The sequence below is a fragment of the Duganella sp. 1224 genome, assembly GCF_013408245.1.
Taxonomy (GTDB): domain Bacteria; phylum Pseudomonadota; class Gammaproteobacteria; order Burkholderiales; family Burkholderiaceae_D; genus Rugamonas.
Map to the genome: position 1 here is coordinate 295,920 of NZ_JACBYS010000004.1, position 19,582 is coordinate 315,501.

The following is a 19,582-nucleotide window of genomic DNA, read 5'->3' on the forward strand; positions in this document are numbered from 1 at the left end:
GGACACGAGCACAACCGTAGCGTAGCCTACGGTTGTGCTCGTGTCCGAATGTCGGCACTGACCCCGGTTTTGCGGGTGCGGATGGTGGTGAGTTGCTTGAGTTCCTTGTCGGTGGCGTTGGCCAGCAGGGCTTCGTGGGCCTTGCCCAGCTCGACGTAGCGGGCTTGCTCCGGCGTCAGGGCGTTGCCGCGCAGCGCCCAGGCGGTGAGGTAGCCGGTCGCCACGCAGCACAGCAACACCAGCACCGTGTAGACGGCGATCCAGGCGCCGGTCTTGAATTGCAGCAGGTTCAGCGCCACCCCGGTCTTGCGCGCCGATTCGGTGGCGACGTTGAGCGCCGTCACCATCTCGGCCACCGCCGCCTGCGTGGCCACCGTGGCCGCCGCGCTGGCCTCGGCGGCGGCGGTATGGGCGATCTGCTGCGCCTCGGCGCTGACGCGCACGGCCTCGGCAATCTTGCCGTCGATCTGGCTCAGGCCGGCGTTGGCCAGCCGCACCAGCTTGTCGCAGTTGGCGATCTGCCGCGTCACATTGGCCACTTCGCCATGGAAGCGCTCGACTTCCTTGGCATGCGCGTCGAGCTTGTCGTTGAAGAGATCGAGTTCGGCTTGGTTCATGGCGAGAGCGGCAGGTGGTCGATGTGGCTATCATACCTTTTGCGACGCTGAAGCAAAATCCTGCCGCTTGCGGGCATGGCCGGCGGCGACCGCCCGGCGCATACTGGCACCATCAATCAGGAGGACATCATGACCCAGGTAACCATCTATACCACCCCCGTCTGCGGCTATTGCACCATGGCCAAGCGCCTGCTGGCCGGCAAGGGCGTGGCCGTGACCGAAATCGACGCCGGCAGCGATCCGCAGGCGATGCAGGAGATGATGACGCGCAGCGGCCGCCGCACCGTGCCGCAGATCTTCTTCGGCGAGCGCCACATCGGCGGCTACGACGATCTGCTGGCGCTGGACCGCTCGGGCGGCTTCGACGCGGCCTTGTCCGCCGCCTGAGCGCCTTGCAGCGCCTGCGCCAGCGCCCGCGCCGCCCGCCCCGGCTGGCGCTGGCGGTGGTGCAGCAGCGAGAACAGCCGTGGCGGCAGGTCGAGTCCGGCCTGGCGCAGCAGACCGGCCTGCAACTGCGGTGCCACCACCAGTTCCGACACCACCGTCGCGTACGGCCCGGCCATGGCGGCGCTGCGCAGCGCCTCGTTGGACGGCAGCGTCAGCGCCACCCGCAGCTCGGCCGGGGCGATGCCCAGCGCCGCCATGCGCGCCTCGAACGCCGAGCGTGTGCCGGAGCCCGGCTCGCGCATCACCCAGCCGGCCGCGCGCAGCGCGTCCGCGTCCAGCGCGTGGCCGTCGGCCCAGGCGTGGCCGGGCGCCACCACCGCCACCATGCGGTCCTCGGCCACCGTGGCCGCCAGCAGTTCCGGCGCGTCGACGCCATCCTCCACCAGTCCCAGATCCGCCGCGCCGTCCAGCACCGCCCGCGCCACGCTGCTGGTGTTGCCGATCGTGAGGCTGAGTTCGATTTGCGGGTATTGCCGGTGGAAGGCCAGCAGCAGCGGCGGCAGCCAGTAGCTGGCGATGGTCTGGCTGGCGTGCAGCGCCACCGCGCCGCGTTGCAGTCCGGCCAGCTCGGCCAGCGCCAGCTCGGCGTTGCGGGCCGCGCCCAGCGTGGCGCGGGCCTCGGTCAGGAATAGCCGGCCAGCGTCGTTGAGCTCGATGCGCCGGCCGACCCGGTCGAACAGCGGCGTGTCGTAGCGTTCCTCCAGCGCGCGCAGCGCGGCGCTCACCGCCGATGGCGTCAGCGCCAGGGCGGCGGCCGCCTGGGTCAGGTGTTCGCGCTCGGCGACAGCGATGAAGATGCGCAGTTGTTCCAGCGTCATGCGGGTTCTCTCAGGCGATATGCAGCAAGTGGATCAGGCCGATGCTGATGGCGCCCAGCACCAGCAGCGACAGCACCACCACCATGGTAACCCGGCCGCCGGCGCGCAGCACGCTGCGGGCATCCACGCCCAGGCCCAGCGCCGCCATCGACATCACGGTCAGCGCGTTGGACGCCACGTGCGCCGGCGCCAGCAGCGCGGGCGGCAGCAGGTCGAACGAGCGCAACGCCATCAGCGCCAGGAAGCCGACGATGAACCACGGCAGCAGGTGCGACAGCCGCGGCCGCTGGCGCGGCGCGTCCCCGTCCTGGCGCGGGCCGAACAGCGACAGCAGCAGCACCACCGGGCCCAGCATCAGCACCCGCACCAGCTTGACCAGCGTGCCGACGTGGGCGCTGGTCAGCGACACCGCGCTGGTGGCGGCCAGCACCTGCGGCACGGCGTACACGGTCAGCCCGGCGAACACGCCGTATTGCGTGACTGACAGCGACAGCAGCGGCATTGCCAGCGGCAGCGTCAGCACCACGATCACGCCCAGCACGGCGGTGAAGGAGATCGAGGCGGCCACGTCCTGGCCGTCGGCGTCGATCACCGGCGCCACGGCGGCGATGGCCGAGTTGCCGCAGATCGAGTTGCCGCAGGCGATCAGGATCGCCAGCTTGGCCGGCAGGCCGCTCAGACGGCCGATGGTGTAACTGGCGCCGATGGCCAGCAGCACCACGGCGGCGATGCCGACCAGCAGCAGCCAGCCGTCGGCCAGCAGCGCGGCGGCGCTGACCGAAGCGCCCAGCAGCAGCACCGCCACCTCCAGCAGCGTCTTGGCGCTGAAGTGAATGCCGGCGTCCCAGCGCGGATGCAGGCGCAGCAGCGTGCGCACGCCGGTGCCGAGCAGGATGGCCAGTACCAGGCTTTCGAGCCAGGCGCGGCCGAAGAGGGCCGCCTCGATGCGCTCCAGGCCGGTGGCGGCGGCGGTGACGGCCGCGCACAGCAGCAGGCCGGGAAGAATGTTGCGTACCATGGTCATACTCCTTATGACGTTTCCGAATAAGGTTAGTATGAAATCTTCTATGGTATGCAGTCCATCGATATGTTTTTAATGAATCGTTCGATTTTTCTGAAAGATTCCTAGCGCAGCGCCAGCTGGCGCTTGCCGGCCACGCGCGCCGGCTCGTCGGTGCGGAACACGCTGATGGCCTGGTTCAGGCGGGTGGCCTCGTCCTGCATGCTCATGGCGGCGGCCGAGGCTTCCTCTACCATGGCGGCGTTCAGGCGGGTGGCGTTGTCCATTTCGGCGATGGCCTGGTTGATGTTGTGCAGGCCGGCGCTCTGCTCGCGCGTGGCGGCGGTGATCTCGGTCATGATCTGCGCCACTTCCTTGATGGCGCCGACGATGTCGGTCATGGTGGCGCCGGCGTCGTCCACCAGCTTGCTGCCGGCGTTGACCTGCTCCACCGAGGTGCTGATCAGCACGCTGATTTCCTTGGCCGCCGCCGCCGAGCGCTGGGCCAGGTTGCGCACCTCCGACGCTACCACCGCGAAGCCGCGCCCCTGTTCGCCGGCGCGCGCCGCTTCCACCGCCGCGTTCAGCGCCAGGATGTTGGTCTGGAAGGCGATGCCGTCGATGATGGCGGTGATTTCCGAGATGCGCTGCGAGCCCTGCTTGATCTCGGCCATCGTCGCCACCGCCTCGCCGACCACGGCGCCGCCCTTGCTGGCCAGCGCGCTGGCGCCCAGGGCCAACTGGTTGGCCTGGCCGGCGTTGCCGGCGTTGTGCTCCACGGTCGAGGTCAGCTCTTCCATGGCGCTGGCGGTTTCCTCCAGGCTGGCGGCCTGCGACTCGGTGCGGCCGGACAGGTCGGCATTGCCCTGGGCGATTTCGCCGGCGGCGCTGGTGATGGTGCCGGCGCTCTGCATGACGTCGCTGATCAGGCTGCGCAGCGCGATGTTCATCTCGCCCAGTGCCTGCAGCAGTTGGCCGGCCTCGTCCTGCGAGGTGGTGCGCACGTCGGCGGTCAGGTCGCCCTGGGCCACGCGGCGGGCGACGCCGATCGCGTAGTGCAGCGGGCCGACGATGCTGCGCTTGAGCGCCACGCCGCACACCACCACCACCAGGGCCAGCAGCACGGTCAGCGCCAGTTGCAGGCGCAGGCTCATGGTGGCGGCCTGTTCGATCTCGGCGGCGCTCTGGTCGATCTGCTGGCGCTCAAAGGCCACCAGCTCGCGCAGGCGCTGCTGGTAGACGTCGGCGGCGCCGATGAATTTATCGTTGAGCACGGCGCTGGCGGTGGCGTTGTCGCCGGCCGCCTTGGCCTTGGTGATGGCGGCCTTGTGCACGTTGTAGATGTCGCGCGCGTCGCTGATGCCCTTGAGCAGCGCGGTTTCCTTTTCCGAGGTCAGCAGCACGCCGACCTGCTTGAGGATTTCGCCGGCCTCGGTGGTGCCCTTGCTGGAGTCGGCCGCGAAGAAGGCGACCAGGCCGTTGTCCTCGCTGCGGGCGATGGCCAGCGTGCGGCGGGCGCCGGCGAAGATGATGCGGTACCAGTCGCTGACCAGGCGTTCCTTGGCCAGTGACAGGTCCAGCAGTTCCTTGGTGGCGGCGCGCATCTTGCCGAGCTGCCACAGGCTGACGCCGGTGGCCAGGCTGGACATGATCAGCACGATGCCGAAGACGAGGGTGATTTTCTTGCCAATGTTGGCATTTTGCATGAAGTTCATGAGAGATCCTGACGCGATAAACGCATATCCACAATCTTAGAAAGGGTATCACTATTTTTGCCTTGCAGAAACAATACCGAAAGTAAAAATTTTGTATCAGCATTGATACATTTTGTAATCTGTTTTCGATTTCCATGTGGAAATAATCTCGCTAGCATCGCAACGATCTGTCCAACGATCCCACGGAGCCCGAGTGATGAGCGATAACCGCGATCAGCAACCCCGGCGCGACTTCCTGTTGCGCTCCCTGGCCGGCGCCGTTGGCGCCAGCGCCGCCAGCCTGCCACTGGCCGCCAGCGCCGCGCCCGCGGCTGCCCCCGCGCCCGACGCCCCGCCCGGCTACCTGTGGCTGCGGCCCGACGAGCAGGTGTTTGTCGAGGCGCTGGTCAACCACATGTGCCCGGCCGACGGCCTGACGCCGGACGGCGTCACGCTGGGCCTGGCGGTGTTCTACGACCGCGCGCTGGGCGGTAACTGGGGCCAGGGCGACCGGCTCTACCTGCAAGGGCCGTTCAAGCAGGGCAGCGCCAACCAGGGCTACCAGCTCGGCATGACGCCGGCCCAGCTGTTCCGCGCCGGCACCGAGGGCCTGGCCGACTATTGCCGCGCCACCCATGGCAAGCCGTTCGACCGCCTGTCGCCGGCCGAGCGCGAGGCGCTGCTCAAGGGCCTGCAGTCGGGCCAGGTGGCGCTGCCCAACGGCGTGCCGTCGGCCACCTATTTCGCCCAACTGCTGCAGATGTTTTACGAGGCCATGTTTGCCGACCCGATCTATGGCGGCAACCAGGGCAAGCAGGGCTGGAAGCTGGTCGGCTACCCCGGCGTCAACACCGCCAACAAGCTCAACATCGTCAAGTACGCCAACAAGCCCTACCGGCCGGAACCGGCCGGCATCGCCGATCTCAGCTAAAAGGAAGCCGCATGAAGACATTCAAGGAAGTGGACGTGGTGCTGGTGGGCGGCGGCTGGACCGGCGGCATCCTCGGCAAGGAATTCTCCGAGGCCGGCATGACCGTGGTGTGCCTGGAGCGCGGCGGCCCACACACGGCCGACGATTTCAGCGTGCCGCGCATGCGCGACGAGCTGGCGGTGGGCCAACGCATGTCGATGATGGTCAACACCACCGACAACACCGAAACCGTGCGCAACAAGGACAGCGAGACGGCGCTGCCGTACCGCCGCCTCGGCTCCTACCTGATGGGCACCGGCGTCGGCGGCGCCAGCACCCACTGGAACGGCCACACCTGGCGCTGGAACGACAACGACTTCCAGATCCGCAGCCGCTACGAGGCCAAGTACGGCAAGCGCTACATCCCGGCCGACATGACCATCCAGGACTGGGGCATCACCTACCAGGAGCTGGAGCCGTACTACGACAAGTTCGAGAAGGTGGCCGGCATCTCGGCCAAGGCCGGCAACGTGCAGGGCCGCAAGATCGCCGGCGGCAACGTGTTCGAGGCGCCGCGCCGCAACGAGTATCCGATGCCGCCGCTGGTGTACGGCTACGCCGGCGAGCTGTTCGCCGAGGCCGCCGGCAAGATGGGCTACCACCCGTTCCCGCGCCCCACCGCCAACGCCTCGGTGCCGTACACCAATCCGGACGGCGTCAAGTTCGGCGAGTGCCAGTACTGCGGCCATTGCGAACGCTTCGGCTGCGAGGCCAACGCCAAGGGCGGCGCGCAGATGACGGTGATCCCGGCGGCGCTGCGCCAGAAGACCTTCGAGTTGCGCACCTACGCGTGGGTCACCAAGGTCGAGCGCGACGCCGCCGGCAAGAAGGCCACCGGCGTCACCTACACCAACACCGTCACCGGCGAGGAATGCTTCCAGCCGGCCAGGCTGGTGGTGCTGTGCGCGTTCGGCCTCAACAATGTGCACCTGATGATGTTGTCGGGCATCGGCGAGATTTACGATCCGGTGTCGGGCAAGGGCCTGCTGGGCAAGAACTACTGCTACCAGACCGGCAGCGCGGCCATGCTGTTCTTCGAGGACAAGTACTTCCACCCCTACATGGCCACCGCCGGCATCGGCGCCATCATGGACGACTTCCACGGCAACTGGGACTTCGACCGCGCGCCTTACGGTTTCGTCGGCGGCTCCACGGTGGGCACCGCCATGTACGGCGGCCGGCCGATCCAGTGGCATCCAACGCCGGCCGGCACGCCGGCCTGGGGCAGCGCCTGGAAGCAGGAAACCGCCAAGTGGTACGACCGCAGCATGAACATCACCGCCACCGGCACCGTGATGCCGTTCCGCGGCAACCACCTGGACCTCGACCCGACCTACCGCAACCGCTTCGGCGCGCCGTTGATGCGCATGACTTTCGACTACCAGGACAACGAGCGCAAGATTTCGGCGCATTCGGCGGACGTCATCAACCGCATCGCCGCCGCGTTGAATCCGACCCACCTGAGCAAGGCCAGCGCGCGCCAGTCATGGAGCAGCGTGCCGTACCAGAGCACCCACAACACCGGCGGCACCATCATGGGCACGCATCCGGGCAATTCGGTGACCAACAAGTACGGCCAGGTGTGGCAGGTGGACAACCTGTTCATCATGGGGGCGTCGCTGTTCCCGCACAATTCGGCCTACAACCCCACCGGACCGGTGGCGGCCATCGCCTACATGGCGGCCGACATCATCAAGAACGTCTATGTCAAGCAACCAGGGAAACTGATCCATGCGTAATTTACTGATCGCCGGGCTGCTGTGCCTGGCCGCCGCCGGCGCCGCCGCCCAGGACCTGGGCAAGAAGGCTTTTGAGCAGTGCGCCGCCTGCCATTCGTTGAAGGCGGGCGAGAATGGCGTGGGGCCGACCTTGCATGGCTTACTGGGCAGCACGGCCGGCACGGTCGAGGGCTTCCGCTTTTCCGGGCCGATGAAGCGCAGCGGCATTGTGTGGGACGAGAAGACGCTGACGGAGTTCCTGCGCAATCCGCAGGCGGTGGTGCCCAACACCCGGATGCCGTTTTCCGGCATGACGGACGAGGCGGAGCTGAAGGCGCTGGTGGCTTACCTGGCCACGGCGACCAGGTAAGCCTGCCTTCCGCCCCGGCGTGCTTAGCCCAGCGTCAGGGTCAGCGTGGTGGCGCCGTAGTTCGGCGTCACGTTGCTGAAGCCGTCCACGGTGATGGTGCTGAATTTGCCTTTCAGGCTGCCGGCGGTGATGACGGTCAGCACGTCGCCCGCCTTCGGCTTGTAGCCGTTGGCGAACTTGATGCGCAGCGTGCCGCCGGCGATGGTGGCGGTGCCGCTCACCGTCAGCGTACCCTGGCTGCCGGCGGCGCTGCCGCCCACGTCCAGTTCCAGCGTGGTGCTGCCGCTGAGCTGGGTGTACTTGCCGGCCAGCTTCAGCGCCGCCGGCGCGTTGGCCACCAGCGTACCGCCGCTGTTGTAGACGTCACCCGCGCCGAAGGCCGCCACCGAGTCGCCTTCCAGCGTGCCGGCGGTCAGCTCGGTGCCGCCGGTCCAGCTGTTGGCGCCGGCCAGCTTCAGCGTGCCGCTGCCTTGCTTGACCAGCTTGCCGGAGCCGCTGATGTCGTTGCGCCAGCGGTCGACCGCGTTGAAGCCGCCCTTGCTGGCGTCCATGACGATGGTGACGTTGCCGCTGAACGAAGCGTAGCCGTCGGCGGCGGCGAACAGGTTCAGGCGGCCCCAGCCTTCAGCATCGTCCATCACCGGATAGCCCGACGGCAGCGCGGTGGTCTTCAGCACCACGCGGCGCTGCGCCGCGCTGAGGTAAGGCTGGCGCGTTTCCAGCAGCACTTCGGCGCCCTTCGGCACGGCCACGGCGGCGTTGGTGGCGCCGGCCGGCGTCATGCCGATGGTGCTGCGGCGCAGGTAGTTGGCCTTGTTGGTGGCGTAGTCGGCGAAGCGGTCGTTGGCCGCGGTGCCCGATTGCGCGTAGGCGGCAAAGGTGGCGTCGGTGGTGCCGGTGGCGGCCATCAGCGCGCTGTGGGCCTGGGTCACGGCGGCGGCTTTCTTGTCGGCGTTGGCCGGATCGGCCAGGTTGGCGGCGGCGCTGGCGGTGCCCAGCATGCGGCCGCTGATCACGTCCAGTGGCGAGTGCATGCCGGCCAGGATGCGCGATTCGCCCAGCTCCAGGCCACGGCTGACCATTTCCTGGAAGCGTTCCGGCACCGCGTAGGCCATGGCGATCGCGTCGCGCACGCCCTCGGCCGTGTGGCCGCTGGTGAAGCCGCCGTCGGTCGGCGGCGTGGTGCTCTTGGCCGGCACCAGCGCCGGCAGCACCTGCACGCTGCTGCTCCAGCGGTACGGACGGGCGTATTTGAAGAAGCGCTTGGACGGCTCGGTGGAGGCGTTGTTGCCGACCAGGTTGACCAGGTCGACCACGCTGCCGAAGCTGGCGTTGGCGCTGCCGCCGACGCCGGTGTTGTTGCCGCCGTCGTTGTACAGCACGGTGGTGGCGTCGGCCGCCACGCTGGTGATGGTGGTGGTCTGCTGCGCGGCCGCGCGGTAGGCCGCGGTCAGCGGGCCCATGCCGTCGGTGACGCTGTAGCCCTTGCCGCGGCGGTCATCCAGGTAGGCCAGCGTGGCCTGGTCGGCGGTGCGGTTGGTGGTGGCCTTGACCACGTAGTCGATATTGGCCTGGTGCACGGCGGCGTTGAGCACGGTGCCGTCGGGGGTGCCGTCGCCCGGCACGCCGCTCCAGGTCGATGGCACGATGGCCGGGAAGTTGCCGTTGGCCGGGGCGCTGACGCCGGCGTCCACCAGCAGGGTCAGCGGTTTCCAGACGCTGAGGAAGCCGCTCAGCAGGCGCACGGCGGCGTTGGTGTCCACCGTGGCGTAGCGGGCGTCGCCGCGCTGGTTGGTGGCGGCGGTGTCGACGAAGGCGGTGGCCGACGGCACGGCCACCGCTTCCGGCGCGCCCTGGTCGGCGGGCGCGGCTGGAATGACCAGGGGCTCGTCATGGTCGGAACCGCCGCAGGCGCTCAGCGCGGCGGCAATGCTCAGGGCCAGGATCAGGGGGCGGGCGGGAGTCAGGTGCATGGCATATCCGTTGGACAGTTGAAAGATGCGATAGCGTAATGAGGTCATATGACAACGTTGTTACGCGCCGGCGCTGGCAGCGGTTCCAGTTGAAAATATCGTCGCGCGGCATGACACTGCTACAATGAACGGGTGAAAAAACTCCTGCTGATCCTGCTGCTGACCGTCTTGCCGATCCAGTATGTCTGGTCGATGGCGGCCGTCTATTGCCAGCATGAGGTGAGCAAGGCATCGCACTTTGGCCACCACGGCCACCAGCACCAGGCGCAGGCCGGCGAGGATCTGGACAAGAGCAAGCTGTCCAAGCATGGCGACTGCGAGGTGTGCCATCACGCGGTGCAGGCCTCGCTGCCGGGCGCCGAACCGGCGCTGACGGCGGCGCCGGCCAAGGTGTTCGCGCCGTCGGGCGCGCCGCGCTACCACTCCTATATCGCCGACGGGCCGCCCCGGCCCAACTGGTTACTCGTCGCCTGAGCGCGGCGAGGCCTGATCCTTTTCCTGTCACGTCTCGTCGAATTCCTGTCCCGTTTTTAACCGGAGAATTCGATGTACAACTATTGGTTGCCGCTATGGTTAGCGGCGTGGCCTGCGTGCGCGCAGGCCGTGAATGAACCGTGCGCGCCGCTGACGCTGTCCGCCGCGCAGGCGCTGGCCGACGCCGCCCACCCCGGGCTGGTGGCGGCGCGGCATGATCTGCTGGCGGAGGATGGCGCGGTGTTGCAGGCCGGCCTGCCGCCCAATCCTTCCCTGTCGCTGGAGCGCGTCGACACACGGCGCGATACCCGAGAAACCACCTTGCAACTGAGCCAGCCGCTGGAGCTGGGCGGCAAGCGCGCGGCACGCCTGCAGGCGGCCGAGCGCGGGCGCGAGGGCGTGGCGGCGTTGCTGTCGCAGCGTCGCGCCGAGGTGCGCGCCGACACGGCGGCGGCGTGGTTCGCGGTGCTGGCGGCGCAGGCGCAGTTGCGGTTGGCGCAGCAGGCGTCCGAGCTGGCGCAGCGGGCGGCGGCGGCGACCGCGCGGCGGGTGGTGGCCGGCAAGGTGTCGCCGGTGGAGGAGACGCGCGCGCAGGTGGCGGCGTCCACGGTGAAGCTGGATTTGATCCGGGCGCACGGCGCGCTGGCGACAGCGCGCGCAAAGCTGGCGGCGTTGTGGGCCAATCCGGCGCCGTGCTTCGCGCAGGCGGCGGGAGCGATGGCGGCGCTGCCGGCGCTGCCGGAGCGACCGGAGCTGTCGAAGCTGTCGGAGTGGCCGGAGCCGCCGGAGCTGCGGGAGTTGCCTGAGCTGTCGGAGTTGCCTGAGTTGCCGGAGCTGCCGCCGCTGGCGTCGCAGCGCGAGCGGCTGTTGCAGGCGCCGGCGATGCAGGTGGCGCGGGCGGAGCTGGCATCGCGGCAGGCGGCGGCGCGGGTGGAACTGTCGCGCCGGACGCCGGACGTGGCGCTGACCGTCGGCGGCAAGCGTTCGGAGGAACTGGGGCGCACGCAGGCGGTGTTTGGCGTGACGCTGCCGTTGCCGCTGTTCGATCGCAATCAGGGCGCAGTGCTGGCAGCCGCGCGGCGCGTCGATCAGGCGCGCGATGGTTTGAGCGCCGTGGCGTCGCAGCTGGCGGCGGAACTGGTGCAAGCACGCGAAGAGTATGCGGGCGCGCGCGCACAGGCGTTGGCTTTGCGGCGGGAGATTCTGCCGGGCGCGCAGAGCGCCTACGACGCCGCCAGCACCGGCTTCGAGTACGGCAAGTTTGGTTTTCTCGACGTGCTGGATGCGCAGCGCACCTTGCTGCAGGCGCAGTCCCACTATCTCACCACGCTGGCCGACGCGCATCGCGCGCAGGCCGCCATCGACCGCCTGATCGGAGCAGAACATGAATAGGAAACAAACCATTGTGGTCGCCATCATGGTGGTGATCGCGCTGCTGCTGGCGGCGCTCATGCTCAAGCCGCGTGAGGCGGGCCACGGTGGCGAGACGCATGGCGAGCGGGCGTCCGCCACGTCCGCCGCTGGCGATGGCGTCGCGATCGCGCTGAGTGGGTCGCAGATCAAGGCGGCCGGGATTGCGCTGGCCACCGCCGGGCCGGCGCAGATCAGCACCATTCTCACGCTACCGGGCGAAATCCGCTTCAATGAAGACCGCACCGCGCACGTGGTGCCCAAGCTGGCCGGCGTGGTGGTCGCCGTACACGCGGAACTGGGGCAGCGCGTCAAGCGCGGACAACTGCTGGCGGTGCTCGCCAGCAGCGCGCTGTCCGAGCAGCGCAGCGAGCTGCTGTCCGCGCAAAGAAGGCTGGCGCTGGCCAGCACCACGCTGGAACGCGAGCGCAAGCTGTGGCAGGACAAAATCTCCGCCGAACAGGACTACCTGCAAGCGAAACAGGCAATGAGCGAAGCCGACATCGCGGTGCAGAACGCCAGGCAGAAACTCAGCGTGCTGGGCGCCGGCGCGGCCGGCGGCGCGCAACTCAACCAGCTCGAACTGCGCGCCCCATTCGACGGCTTGGTGATGGAAAAGCACCTCGCGCTCGGCGAAGCCATCAAGGAAGACGCCAACGTCTTCACCATCTCCGACCTGTCCACCGTGTGGGCCGACTTCGCCGTGCCGCCGCAAGACCTGAACCGCGTGCGCGTCGGCGAAAGCGCCATCGTGCGCGCATCCGCGTTTGACGCGCACGCCAGCGGCAACATCATCTACGTCGGCGCGCTGCTGGGCGAGCAGACGCGCACCGCCAAGGCGCGCGTGGCGCTGGCCAATCCGCAGGGCGCCTGGCGTCCCGGCCTGTTCGTCAACGTCGACGTGCAGTCCGGCCTGAGCGAAGCTGCCGTCACCGTGGCCGCCGGCGCGGTGCAGACGGTGGCTGGCGCACCGGCGGTCTTCGTGCGCACGCCACAGGGCTTCACCGCGCGGCCGGTCAGATTGGGCCGCAGCGACGGCAAGCTGACCGAAATCCTGCAAGGCCTGCCCGCCGGCGCCGTCTACGCCGCCGCCAACAGCTACGTGCTGAAGGCGGAACTGGGCAAGGACAGCGCGGAACATGAGCACTGATGCGGGAGGCCACCATGTTTGAACGCATCATCCGCCATGCCATCGACCAGCGCTGGCTGGTCCTGCTGCTGGTGGGCGCCATGGCCGCGCTGGGCGTCTACAGCTACAGCAAGCTGCCGATCGACGCCGTGCCGGACATCACCAACGTCCAGGTGCAGATCAACACCGCCGCGCCGGGCTACTCGCCGCTGGAAACCGAGCAGCGCGTGACCGTCCCGCTGGAGGCCACGCTGGCCGGCCTGCCACGCATCGAGCAAACGCGCTCGCTGTCGCGCTACGGCCTGTCGCAGATCACCGTGGTGTTCAAGGACGGCACCGACATCTACTTCGCGCGCCAGATGGTCAGCGAACGGCTGCAAGAGGCGCGCGCCCGGCTACCGGCCGGGCTGACCCCGGCGATGGGGCCGATCTCCACCGGCCTGGGCGAAATCTACCTGTGGACCGTGGAAGCCGTGCCAGACGCCACGAAGGCCGATGGCACGCCCTACACGCCTACCGACCTGCGCGACATCCAGGACTGGATCATCAAGCCGCAGCTGCGCAACGTGGCCGGCGTCACCGAGATCAATTCCATCGGCGGCTACGCCAGGGAATACCACGTGGCGCCGCAACCGCAGCGCCTCGCCTCGTATGGCCTGACCCTGCGCGACGTGGTGCTGGCGCTGGAGCGCAACAACGGCAACGCCGGCGCCGGCTATATCGAAAAGCGCGGCGAGCAGCTGCTGGTGCGCGCGCCGGGGCAGGTGCGCTCGCTGGAAGATATCCGCAACATCGTGCTGCGCACGGCGGGCGGCATCCCGGTGCGGGTGCGCGACGTGGCCGACGTCGACATCGGCCGCGAGCTGCGCACCGGCGCCGCCACCGAGAACGGCCGCGAGGTGGTGCTGGGCACCGTTTTCATGCTGATCGGGCAGAACAGCCGGGCCGTCGCGCAGGCGGTGGACAGGCAGATGGCCGTCATCAACCGCAGCCTGCCACCGGGCGTGCGGGCGATCACCGTCTACGACCGCACCGCGCTGGTGGACAAGGCCATCGCCACGGTCAAGAAAAACCTGCTGGAAGGCGCGGTGCTGGTGATCGCGGTGCTGTTCCTCTTTCTCGGCAACCTGCGCGCGGCGCTGATCACGGCGATGGTGATCCCGCTGTCGATGCTGTTCACCTTCAGCGGCATGGTGGCGTACAAGGTCAGCGCCAACCTGCTCAGCCTCGGCGCGCTGGACTTCGGCATCATTGTCGATGGCGCGGTGGTCATCGTCGAAAACTGCGTGCGGCGCCTGGCGCATGCGCAGGCCGCGCAGGGCCGGCGGCTGACGCGCGCGGAGAAGTTTGACGAAGTGTTCGCGGCCGCCAGGGAGGCGCGCAGGCCGCTGCTGTTCGGGCAGTTGATCATCATGGTCGTGTACTTGCCAATCTTCGCGCTGACTGGCGTGGAGGGCCGCATGTTCCACCCGATGGCGCTGACGGTGGTGATGGCGCTGGCCGGCGCCATGGTCCTGTCGGTGACCTTCATCCCCGCCGCCGTGGCCCTGTTCATCGGCGACAGCGTGGTGGAAAAGCCCACGCCGCGCCTGCATTGCTGGTACGGCGCGCTGCTGGAGCGGGTGCTGGCCAACGCGCCGGTGGCGCTGGCGTTTGCCGGCATCGCCGTGGCGCTGTCGCTGCTGCTGGCGACACGCCTGGGCAGCGAGTTCGTGCCGTCGCTGAACGAAGGCGACATCGCCATGCAGGCCTTGCGCATTCCCGGCACCAGCCTGACGCAATCGGTCGCGATGCAGCAGCAGGTGGAGACGGCGCTGATGCGCGAGTTCCCTGAGATCGAACGCGTGTTCGCGCGCACCGGCACGGCGGAAATCGCGGCCGACCCGATGCCGCCGAATATCTCGGACGGCTACATCATGCTCAAGCCGGAATCGCAGTGGCCCGCGCCGAAGAAGTCGCGCGTGCAGCTGCTGGCGGCGATACAAGCGGCGGTGGCGCGCCTGCCCGGCAATGCCTACGAATTTTCTCAGCCGATCCAGTTGCGTTTTAACGAGCTGATATCGGGCGTGCGCAGCGACGTGGCGGTGAAGCTGTTTGGCGATGACGATGCGGTGTTGAACGCCACCGCCGCGCGCATCGCCGCCATGCTGGGCGAGGTGGACGGCGCGCGCGAGGTCAAGGTGGAGCAGACCAGTGGCCTGCCGGTGCTGACGGTGGACATCGACCGCGCGAAGGCGGCGCGCTATGGCCTGAATGTCAGCGACGTGCAGGAGGTGGTGGCGACCGCCATCGGTGGCCGCGAGGCGGGAACCCTGTTCGAGGGCGACCGGCGATTTGACATCGTGGTGCGGCTGCCGGAGGCGCTGCGCGCCGACATGGAATCGCTGCACCGCCTGCCGTTGCAACTGCCGGGCGGCGGCGGCTTCATTCCGCTGGGCGAGGTGGTGGCGTTCACGGTGGCGCCGGGACCGAACCAGATCAGCCGGGAGAACGGCAAGCGGCGGGTGGTTGTCAGCGCCAATGTGCGCGGGCGGGATATCGGATCGTTTGTGGCGGAGGCGGAGCGGCGGCTGCGGGACGTGAGCATACCGGCCGGGTACTGGACCACATGGGGAGGACAGTTCGAGCAGCTGCAGTCGGCATCGCAGCGCTTGCGGATTGTGGTGCCGGCGGCGCTGGCGCTGGTGATGCTGCTGCTGTTCGCCATGTTCGGCAATCTGCGGGATGGGCTGCTGGTGTTCAGCGGGATTCCGTTTGCGCTGACGGGCGGGATCGTGGCGCTGGCGGCGCGGGGGATACCGCTGTCGATTTCGGCGGCGGTGGGGTTTATCGCATTGTCCGGCGTGGCGGTGCTGAATGGGCTGGTGCTGGTATCGGCGATTCGGCGTTTGCGGGAGGAGGGCCGCGATGTTGGCGAGGCGGTGAAAGAGGGCGCGCTGGAGCGTCTGCGACCGGTGTTGATGACGGCGCTGGTGGCGTCGCTGGGGTTTATCCCGATGGCGATAGCGACCGGCACCGGAGCGGAGGTGCAGAAACCCCTGGCCACGGTGGTGATCGGGGGCATCCTGTCCTCCACCGCGCTGACGTTGCTGGTCCTGCCGCTCCTGTACCGCTGCACGCACCTCCCCCGCACGCTTTCGCCACGACGCTAGCCCGACCACTTAGGGGTCAGACCCCGTACGGGGTCTGACCCCGCCTGGCCGTGCGGGTTTTGATGCAGGTGGCATGCGACGGCATTTGATTGACGCATTGGCCGATGACCGAGGCGATATCGCCCAGGTAATCGGCCACTCTTTTTTCGTCCGTCAGGGCGCGCGCTGGCTGCGAGCGTTGACCCCTGCGCGTTTGCCACGACGCCGGCGTTACCACTTAAGGGTCTGACCCCGTACGGGGTCCGACCCTGCGTGGCAGTGCGGGTTTACTCCTGCGGCGTCAACGCCAGCGCCGCGCTGAAGTCGCCCATCGGCTTGGCGCCGTTGGCGGCCAGCGCCTTGTCACGCACGGTCAGGCCGTCCAGCACCGGCAGGTTGAAGCGATGGGTGATGGCGCGCAGGATCGACGCCGAATCGTACTGCGTGTGGTCCACCGAACCCTTCTTCACGAACGGCGACACGATGATCGCCGGCACGCGCGTGCCCGGACCCCAGCGGTCGCCCTTCGGCGGCGCGGCGTGGTCGTAGAAGCCGCCGTTCTCGTCATACGTGACGATGACCAGCATGTTCTTCCACTGCGGGCTCTTCTTCAGTTGCGCGATCACGCTGGCGATGTGGGCGTCGCCGTCGGCCACCGAGGCGTAGCCGGCGTGCTGGTTCAGGTTGCCCTGCGGCTTGTAGAACGCCACCGGCGGCAGCGTGCCGTTGGCCACGTCGTTGACGAACTGCGTGTCGTAGTCCTTCAGGTGCGCCGCGCGGTAGGTCGGGTTCTTCACCGGGTCCATATTGGCGAAGTAGTTGAACGGCTGGTGGTGGAACTGGAAGTTGGGCGGATTGGCGAACGCGCCGCGCGTGGCCGAGGTGGCGTTGGCGGTGGTGCTGTTCCAGGCGCCGGCGTACCAGGCCCAGTCGATGTTCTTGCTGGTCAGCATATCGCCGATGTTTTTCTGCGTCTGCGGCGGCAGCGTGTTGGACTTGCTGGTGTCCGCGTACAGGTGGGTGCTGTCGCTGCTGGCCGGGGCGTTGCTGCTCGGCTGGAACGCCGGCTGCATGGTGTTGACCGCGTAGAACATGCCGGTGGCATCGGCCGGCGTGATGGCGCCGTCGTTGGCGTAGGCCGGCGCGCCGTTCAGCACGCTGGTCGGCGCGGTGGCCGAGGGCGTCAGGCGCACGAAGTTGCCCTTGCTGTCGACGTCGATCTTGGCGATCGAGCCGGCGGCCGGCGAGGTGTCGGCGTTCGGGTACTGCGGCGCGCAGGCGCAGATCAGGTACTGGTGGGTCAGGAACGAGCCGCCGAAGGCGCCGATGAACAGGTTGTCGGCCAGCGCGTACTGCTTGGCGATGTCCCACATCTTCATCTTGCTGCCGTCGTAGTAGCCCATGGTCAGGCCGCCGGCGTCCGAATAGGCCGCGAACTTGTCGTTGGCGCCGCCGTTGATCTGCATCTGGTTGTTGTAGAAGCGGTGCACCAGGTCGCGCGAGATGACCGATTGCGGCATCGCGATCGGGCTGTTCGGGTCGTCGATCTGGAAGGGCTTGTTCGGCAGGTTGGCGCTCTGCGCCTGGGTGATCACCAGGCTCTGGCCGGCGGCGGTCATGCCGCCCCAGGTTGGCGGCAGCACCGGCAGCGTGCTGTTGTCGTAATCCTTCTGCGGCACGTAGGCGCTGGTCGAGGTCGGGTTGACGCCCGGGATGCCGTTGGCGCCCGGGAACAGGCCGTACAGGTTGTCGAAGCCGCGGTTTTCCGCGTAGATGACGACGATGTTCTTGATGTTGCCCAGCGCGGCGCCGGCGCTGATGGCGCTGGCCACGTCGGCGTTGGCGCTCTGCGTGCTGGCGGCGGCGATGACGGCGGTGAAGTTGTCGTTTTCGGCTTTCAGCCTGGCCTGGTCGTCGCCGCTGACCTTGTTGACGTCGGCCAGCAGGTTGGCCTCGCTGACGCCGATGCGGCCGGCCAGCTGGGTCACGGCCTGGGCGTAGTTGCCGCCGTTGGCGTCCATGATGGCGGCCAGCTCGGTGCTGATGGCGTCGATGATGCCGGTGTGGCCGTTGGGCGCGCGGAACACCAGTTTCTGCGTGACCTTGGTGCCGGCGTCGCCCAGCGCGTCGTGGCGGATGGCGTCGGTGCCCACAGTGACCAGCACCGCGCCGCTGTTGGCGCCGGTGATCTTGAAGCTGCCGTCGGCGCCGGTGCGCACGCTGCCCGAGTTGCTGTCGCAGGTCAGCTTGGTGGTGGTGCTCTCCAGGCAGACCACGGCGTTTTCATAATAGCTGCCGACCACCTGGCCGGACAGGGTGGGCGCGCTGTCGGACGAGCTGCCGCAGGCGATCAGGCCGGCGCCGACGCCGGCGGCCAACAGCAGCAGCGGCACGGGGCGCAGCGCCGTTTTCAGGGGTGTGTTCATGGTTCTGCCTTGAAGGTGTGGGTGAAAACGGCTCATGCTATTTAGTAAATATGTCAGGACGATGAAATGGCGTCGGCGCAAAAGTATCGTTTTGTATCGTTTTCTCACTGTCATGTAGCGGTCACGTCATTTTGCTAGGCTGCGCGCATGAAAATTTTTTATACAGCCGCCGTGGCTGCCTTGCTGAGCGCCTGCCAGCCATCCCCGCCCGATCACGCCGCCGCCACGCCGGTTGCCGATGCGCCGCGCGCCGCCTACGCGCCGATGAACGGGCGCCGGCCCACGGTGCCGGAGCTGACCGCGCTGGGCCGCGCCATGTTCAACGACGTCACGCTGTCGGCCTCCGGCACGCTGGCCTGCGCCAGCTGCCACAGCCCGGCAAACGCCTACAGCCCGACTAACCAGCTGGCGGTGCAGCTGGGCGGCGCCGACGGCAAGACCGAGGGCACGCGCGCGGCGCCGTCGCTGCGCTATCTCCAGAACGTGCCGGCCTTCACCGAGCACTACCACGACGACGACGGCGACGACAGCGTCGACGCCGGCCCGACCGGCGGCCACGACTGGGACGGCCGGGCCCAGACCGCGCACGAGCAGGCGCTGGGTCCGCTGCTGTCAGCGCGCGAGATGGGCAACCGGGACGAGGCGGCCGTGCTGGCCAGGCTGAAGGCCGGCCCGCTGGCGCCGCAGTTCCGCCAGGTGTTTGGCGACGATATCTTCAGCCGGCCCAACGCCGCGCTGCAGGGCGCGCTGATGGCGCTGGAAGTGTTCCAGGAGAGTCCGGCCGACTTCTATCCGTACACCAGCAAGTACGATGCCTTCCTGCGCAAGCAGGTGGCGCTGAGTCCGCAGGAGCTGCGCGGCCTGCGCGTCTTCAACGACGAAACCAAGGGCAATTGCGCGTCCTGCCACATCAGCCAGATTTCGCCGGGCGGCGTGTTCCCGCAGTTCACCGACTACGGCCTGATCAATATCGGCGTGCCGCGCAACCGCAAGCTGGCGGTGAACGCCGATCCCCATTTCTACGACCTCGGCCTGTGCGGCCCGGACCGCACCGACCTCCAGGACCACAAGGAATACTGCGGCGCCTTCAAGACGCCGTCGCTGCGCAATGTGGCCACGCGCAAGGCCTACTTCCACAATGGCAGCTTCAGCAGCCTGACGGAGGTGGTGCGCTTCTACGCCACGCGCGACACGGCGCCGGACAAGTGGTACAAGGGCCGCAAGTTCGACGATCAGCCGGCGGGCATGGACGCCAACGTCAATATGGAGGCGCCGTTCGGCGGCAAGCCGGGCGGCAGGCCGGCGTTGAGCGAGGGCGACATCGCCGACATCGTCGCCTTCCTGCACACGCTGAACGATGGCTATCAGGTCGAAAAGTAGGCGTTGATGCGGCGCTCGTTCCATG

The 19,582-nt window shown here is 68.2% G+C and carries 15 protein-coding genes; 9 read left to right on the forward strand and 6 right to left on the reverse strand.

The genetic code is table 11. The features are described 5' to 3' along the window. Positions 1–26: 26 nt before the first annotated feature. Complete coding sequence (locus FHW58_RS19920; protein ID WP_179674911.1) at positions 27–617, reverse strand: hypothetical protein; 591 nt, start codon at positions 615–617, stop codon at positions 27–29. Between the two features lie 129 nt (positions 618–746). Here FHW58_RS19920 and grxC point away from each other — a divergent pair, with 129 nt between their 5' ends. Beyond that, a complete protein-coding gene (grxC, locus tag FHW58_RS19925; RefSeq protein ID WP_179674912.1) occupies positions 747–1,004 on the forward strand; it encodes a glutaredoxin 3 in 258 nt (85 codons plus the stop codon). Here grxC and FHW58_RS19930 read toward each other — a convergent pair. The 3 genes from FHW58_RS19930 to FHW58_RS27820 all read right to left on the reverse strand — a co-directional run bounded on the left by FHW58_RS19930 (position 941) and on the right by FHW58_RS27820 (position 4,597). Next, positions 941–1,882 carry a LysR substrate-binding domain-containing protein gene (locus tag FHW58_RS19930; RefSeq protein ID WP_179674913.1) on the reverse strand — a complete coding sequence of 314 codons (942 nt, stop codon included), beginning with the start codon at positions 1,880–1,882 and terminating at the stop codon, positions 941–943. The two genes, grxC and FHW58_RS19930, sit on opposite strands and share 64 nt — an antisense overlap. Positions 1,883–1,892: 10 nt before the next feature. Then, complete coding sequence (locus tag FHW58_RS19935) at positions 1,893–2,900, reverse strand: YeiH family protein (RefSeq protein ID WP_229265409.1); 1,008 nt, start codon at positions 2,898–2,900, stop codon at positions 1,893–1,895. Between the two features lie 107 nt (positions 2,901–3,007). Then, positions 3,008–4,597, reverse strand: coding sequence for a methyl-accepting chemotaxis protein (locus FHW58_RS27820; protein WP_179674915.1), 1,590 nt, complete (start codon positions 4,595–4,597; stop codon positions 3,008–3,010). A gap of 196 nt (positions 4,598–4,793) precedes the next feature. Here FHW58_RS27820 and FHW58_RS19945 point away from each other — a divergent pair, with 196 nt between their 5' ends. The 3 genes from FHW58_RS19945 to FHW58_RS19955 are packed head-to-tail and all read left to right on the forward strand — an operon-like array spanning position 4,794 to position 7,634. Further along, positions 4,794–5,507, forward strand: coding sequence for a gluconate 2-dehydrogenase subunit 3 family protein (locus FHW58_RS19945; protein ID WP_179674916.1), 714 nt, complete (start codon positions 4,794–4,796; stop codon positions 5,505–5,507). 11 nt (positions 5,508–5,518) lie between these two features. Next, complete coding sequence (locus FHW58_RS19950) at positions 5,519–7,285, forward strand: GMC family oxidoreductase (RefSeq protein ID WP_179674917.1); 1,767 nt, start codon at positions 5,519–5,521, stop codon at positions 7,283–7,285. Continuing rightward, the gene (locus tag FHW58_RS19955; protein ID WP_179674918.1) at positions 7,278–7,634 is read left to right on the forward strand and encodes a cytochrome c family protein; all 357 of its coding nucleotides are present in this window, start codon (positions 7,278–7,280) and stop codon (positions 7,632–7,634) included. Before FHW58_RS19950 ends, FHW58_RS19955 begins: the two co-directional genes overlap by 8 nt. A 23-nt stretch (positions 7,635–7,657) precedes the next feature. On the opposite strand, the gene FHW58_RS19960 is transcribed toward FHW58_RS19955, so the two are convergent. Further along, entirely contained in the window at positions 7,658–9,607 is a 1,950-nt protein-coding gene (locus FHW58_RS19960) for a phosphatase PAP2 family protein (RefSeq protein ID WP_179674919.1), read from the reverse strand. A 132-nt stretch (positions 9,608–9,739) separates the two neighbouring features. On the opposite strand from FHW58_RS19960, the gene FHW58_RS19965 reads away from it, so the two are divergent. The 4 genes from FHW58_RS19965 to FHW58_RS19980 all read left to right on the forward strand — a co-directional run bounded on the left by FHW58_RS19965 (position 9,740) and on the right by FHW58_RS19980 (position 15,772). Next, complete coding sequence (locus FHW58_RS19965; RefSeq protein WP_179674920.1) at positions 9,740–10,081, forward strand: hypothetical protein; 342 nt, start codon at positions 9,740–9,742, stop codon at positions 10,079–10,081. Between the two features lie 129 nt (positions 10,082–10,210). Further along, on the forward strand, positions 10,211–11,473 hold the full coding sequence (locus FHW58_RS19970) for a TolC family protein (protein ID WP_373996710.1): 1,263 nt from the start codon (positions 10,211–10,213) through the stop codon (positions 11,471–11,473). Continuing rightward, a complete protein-coding gene (locus FHW58_RS19975) occupies positions 11,466–12,641 on the forward strand; it encodes an efflux RND transporter periplasmic adaptor subunit (RefSeq protein ID WP_179674922.1) in 1,176 nt (391 codons plus the stop codon). Before FHW58_RS19970 ends, FHW58_RS19975 begins: the two co-directional genes overlap by 8 nt. A gap of 14 nt (positions 12,642–12,655) precedes the next feature. Further along, a complete protein-coding gene (locus tag FHW58_RS19980; RefSeq protein WP_179674923.1) occupies positions 12,656–15,772 on the forward strand; it encodes an efflux RND transporter permease subunit in 3,117 nt (1,038 codons plus the stop codon). A 266-nt stretch (positions 15,773–16,038) separates the two neighbouring features. Here the strand turns inward: FHW58_RS19980 and acpA are convergent, their stop codons facing one another. Then, entirely contained in the window at positions 16,039–18,177 is a 2,139-nt protein-coding gene (gene acpA, locus FHW58_RS19985; RefSeq protein WP_229265410.1) for an acid phosphatase, read from the reverse strand. A 147-nt stretch (positions 18,178–18,324) separates the two neighbouring features. Between acpA and FHW58_RS19990 the strand changes: the two genes are divergently transcribed. Further along, positions 18,325–19,557, forward strand: a complete 1,233-nt coding sequence (locus FHW58_RS19990) for a cytochrome-c peroxidase (RefSeq protein WP_179674925.1) — start codon at positions 18,325–18,327, stop codon at positions 19,555–19,557. Positions 19,558–19,582 lie beyond the last annotated feature (25 nt).

Excerpts from the sequence above, each read along its gene's own strand:
- FHW58_RS19920 (WP_179674911.1), bottom strand. The coding sequence starts at position 617 with ATGAACCAAGCCGAACTCGATCTCTTCAACGACAAGCTCGACGCGCAT.
- grxC (WP_179674912.1), top strand. The coding sequence starts at position 747 with ATGACCCAGGTAACCATCTATACCACCCCCGTCTGCGGCTATTGCACC.
- FHW58_RS19930 (WP_179674913.1), bottom strand. The coding sequence starts at position 1,882 with ATGACGCTGGAACAACTGCGCATCTTCATCGCTGTCGCCGAGCGCGAA.
- FHW58_RS19935 (WP_229265409.1), bottom strand. The coding sequence starts at position 2,900 with ATGGTACGCAACATTCTTCCCGGCCTGCTGCTGTGCGCGGCCGTCACC.
- FHW58_RS27820 (WP_179674915.1), bottom strand. The coding sequence starts at position 4,597 with ATGAACTTCATGCAAAATGCCAACATTGGCAAGAAAATCACCCTCGTC.
- FHW58_RS19945 (WP_179674916.1), top strand. The coding sequence starts at position 4,794 with ATGAGCGATAACCGCGATCAGCAACCCCGGCGCGACTTCCTGTTGCGC.
- FHW58_RS19950 (WP_179674917.1), top strand. The coding sequence starts at position 5,519 with ATGAAGACATTCAAGGAAGTGGACGTGGTGCTGGTGGGCGGCGGCTGG.
- FHW58_RS19955 (WP_179674918.1), top strand. The coding sequence starts at position 7,278 with ATGCGTAATTTACTGATCGCCGGGCTGCTGTGCCTGGCCGCCGCCGGC.
- FHW58_RS19960 (WP_179674919.1), bottom strand. The coding sequence starts at position 9,607 with ATGCACCTGACTCCCGCCCGCCCCCTGATCCTGGCCCTGAGCATTGCC.
- FHW58_RS19975 (WP_179674922.1), top strand. The coding sequence starts at position 11,466 with ATGAATAGGAAACAAACCATTGTGGTCGCCATCATGGTGGTGATCGCG.
- FHW58_RS19980 (WP_179674923.1), top strand. The coding sequence starts at position 12,656 with ATGTTTGAACGCATCATCCGCCATGCCATCGACCAGCGCTGGCTGGTC.
- acpA (WP_229265410.1), bottom strand. The coding sequence starts at position 18,177 with ATGAACACACCCCTGAAAACGGCGCTGCGCCCCGTGCCGCTGCTGCTG.
- FHW58_RS19990 (WP_179674925.1), top strand. The coding sequence starts at position 18,325 with ATGAAAATTTTTTATACAGCCGCCGTGGCTGCCTTGCTGAGCGCCTGC.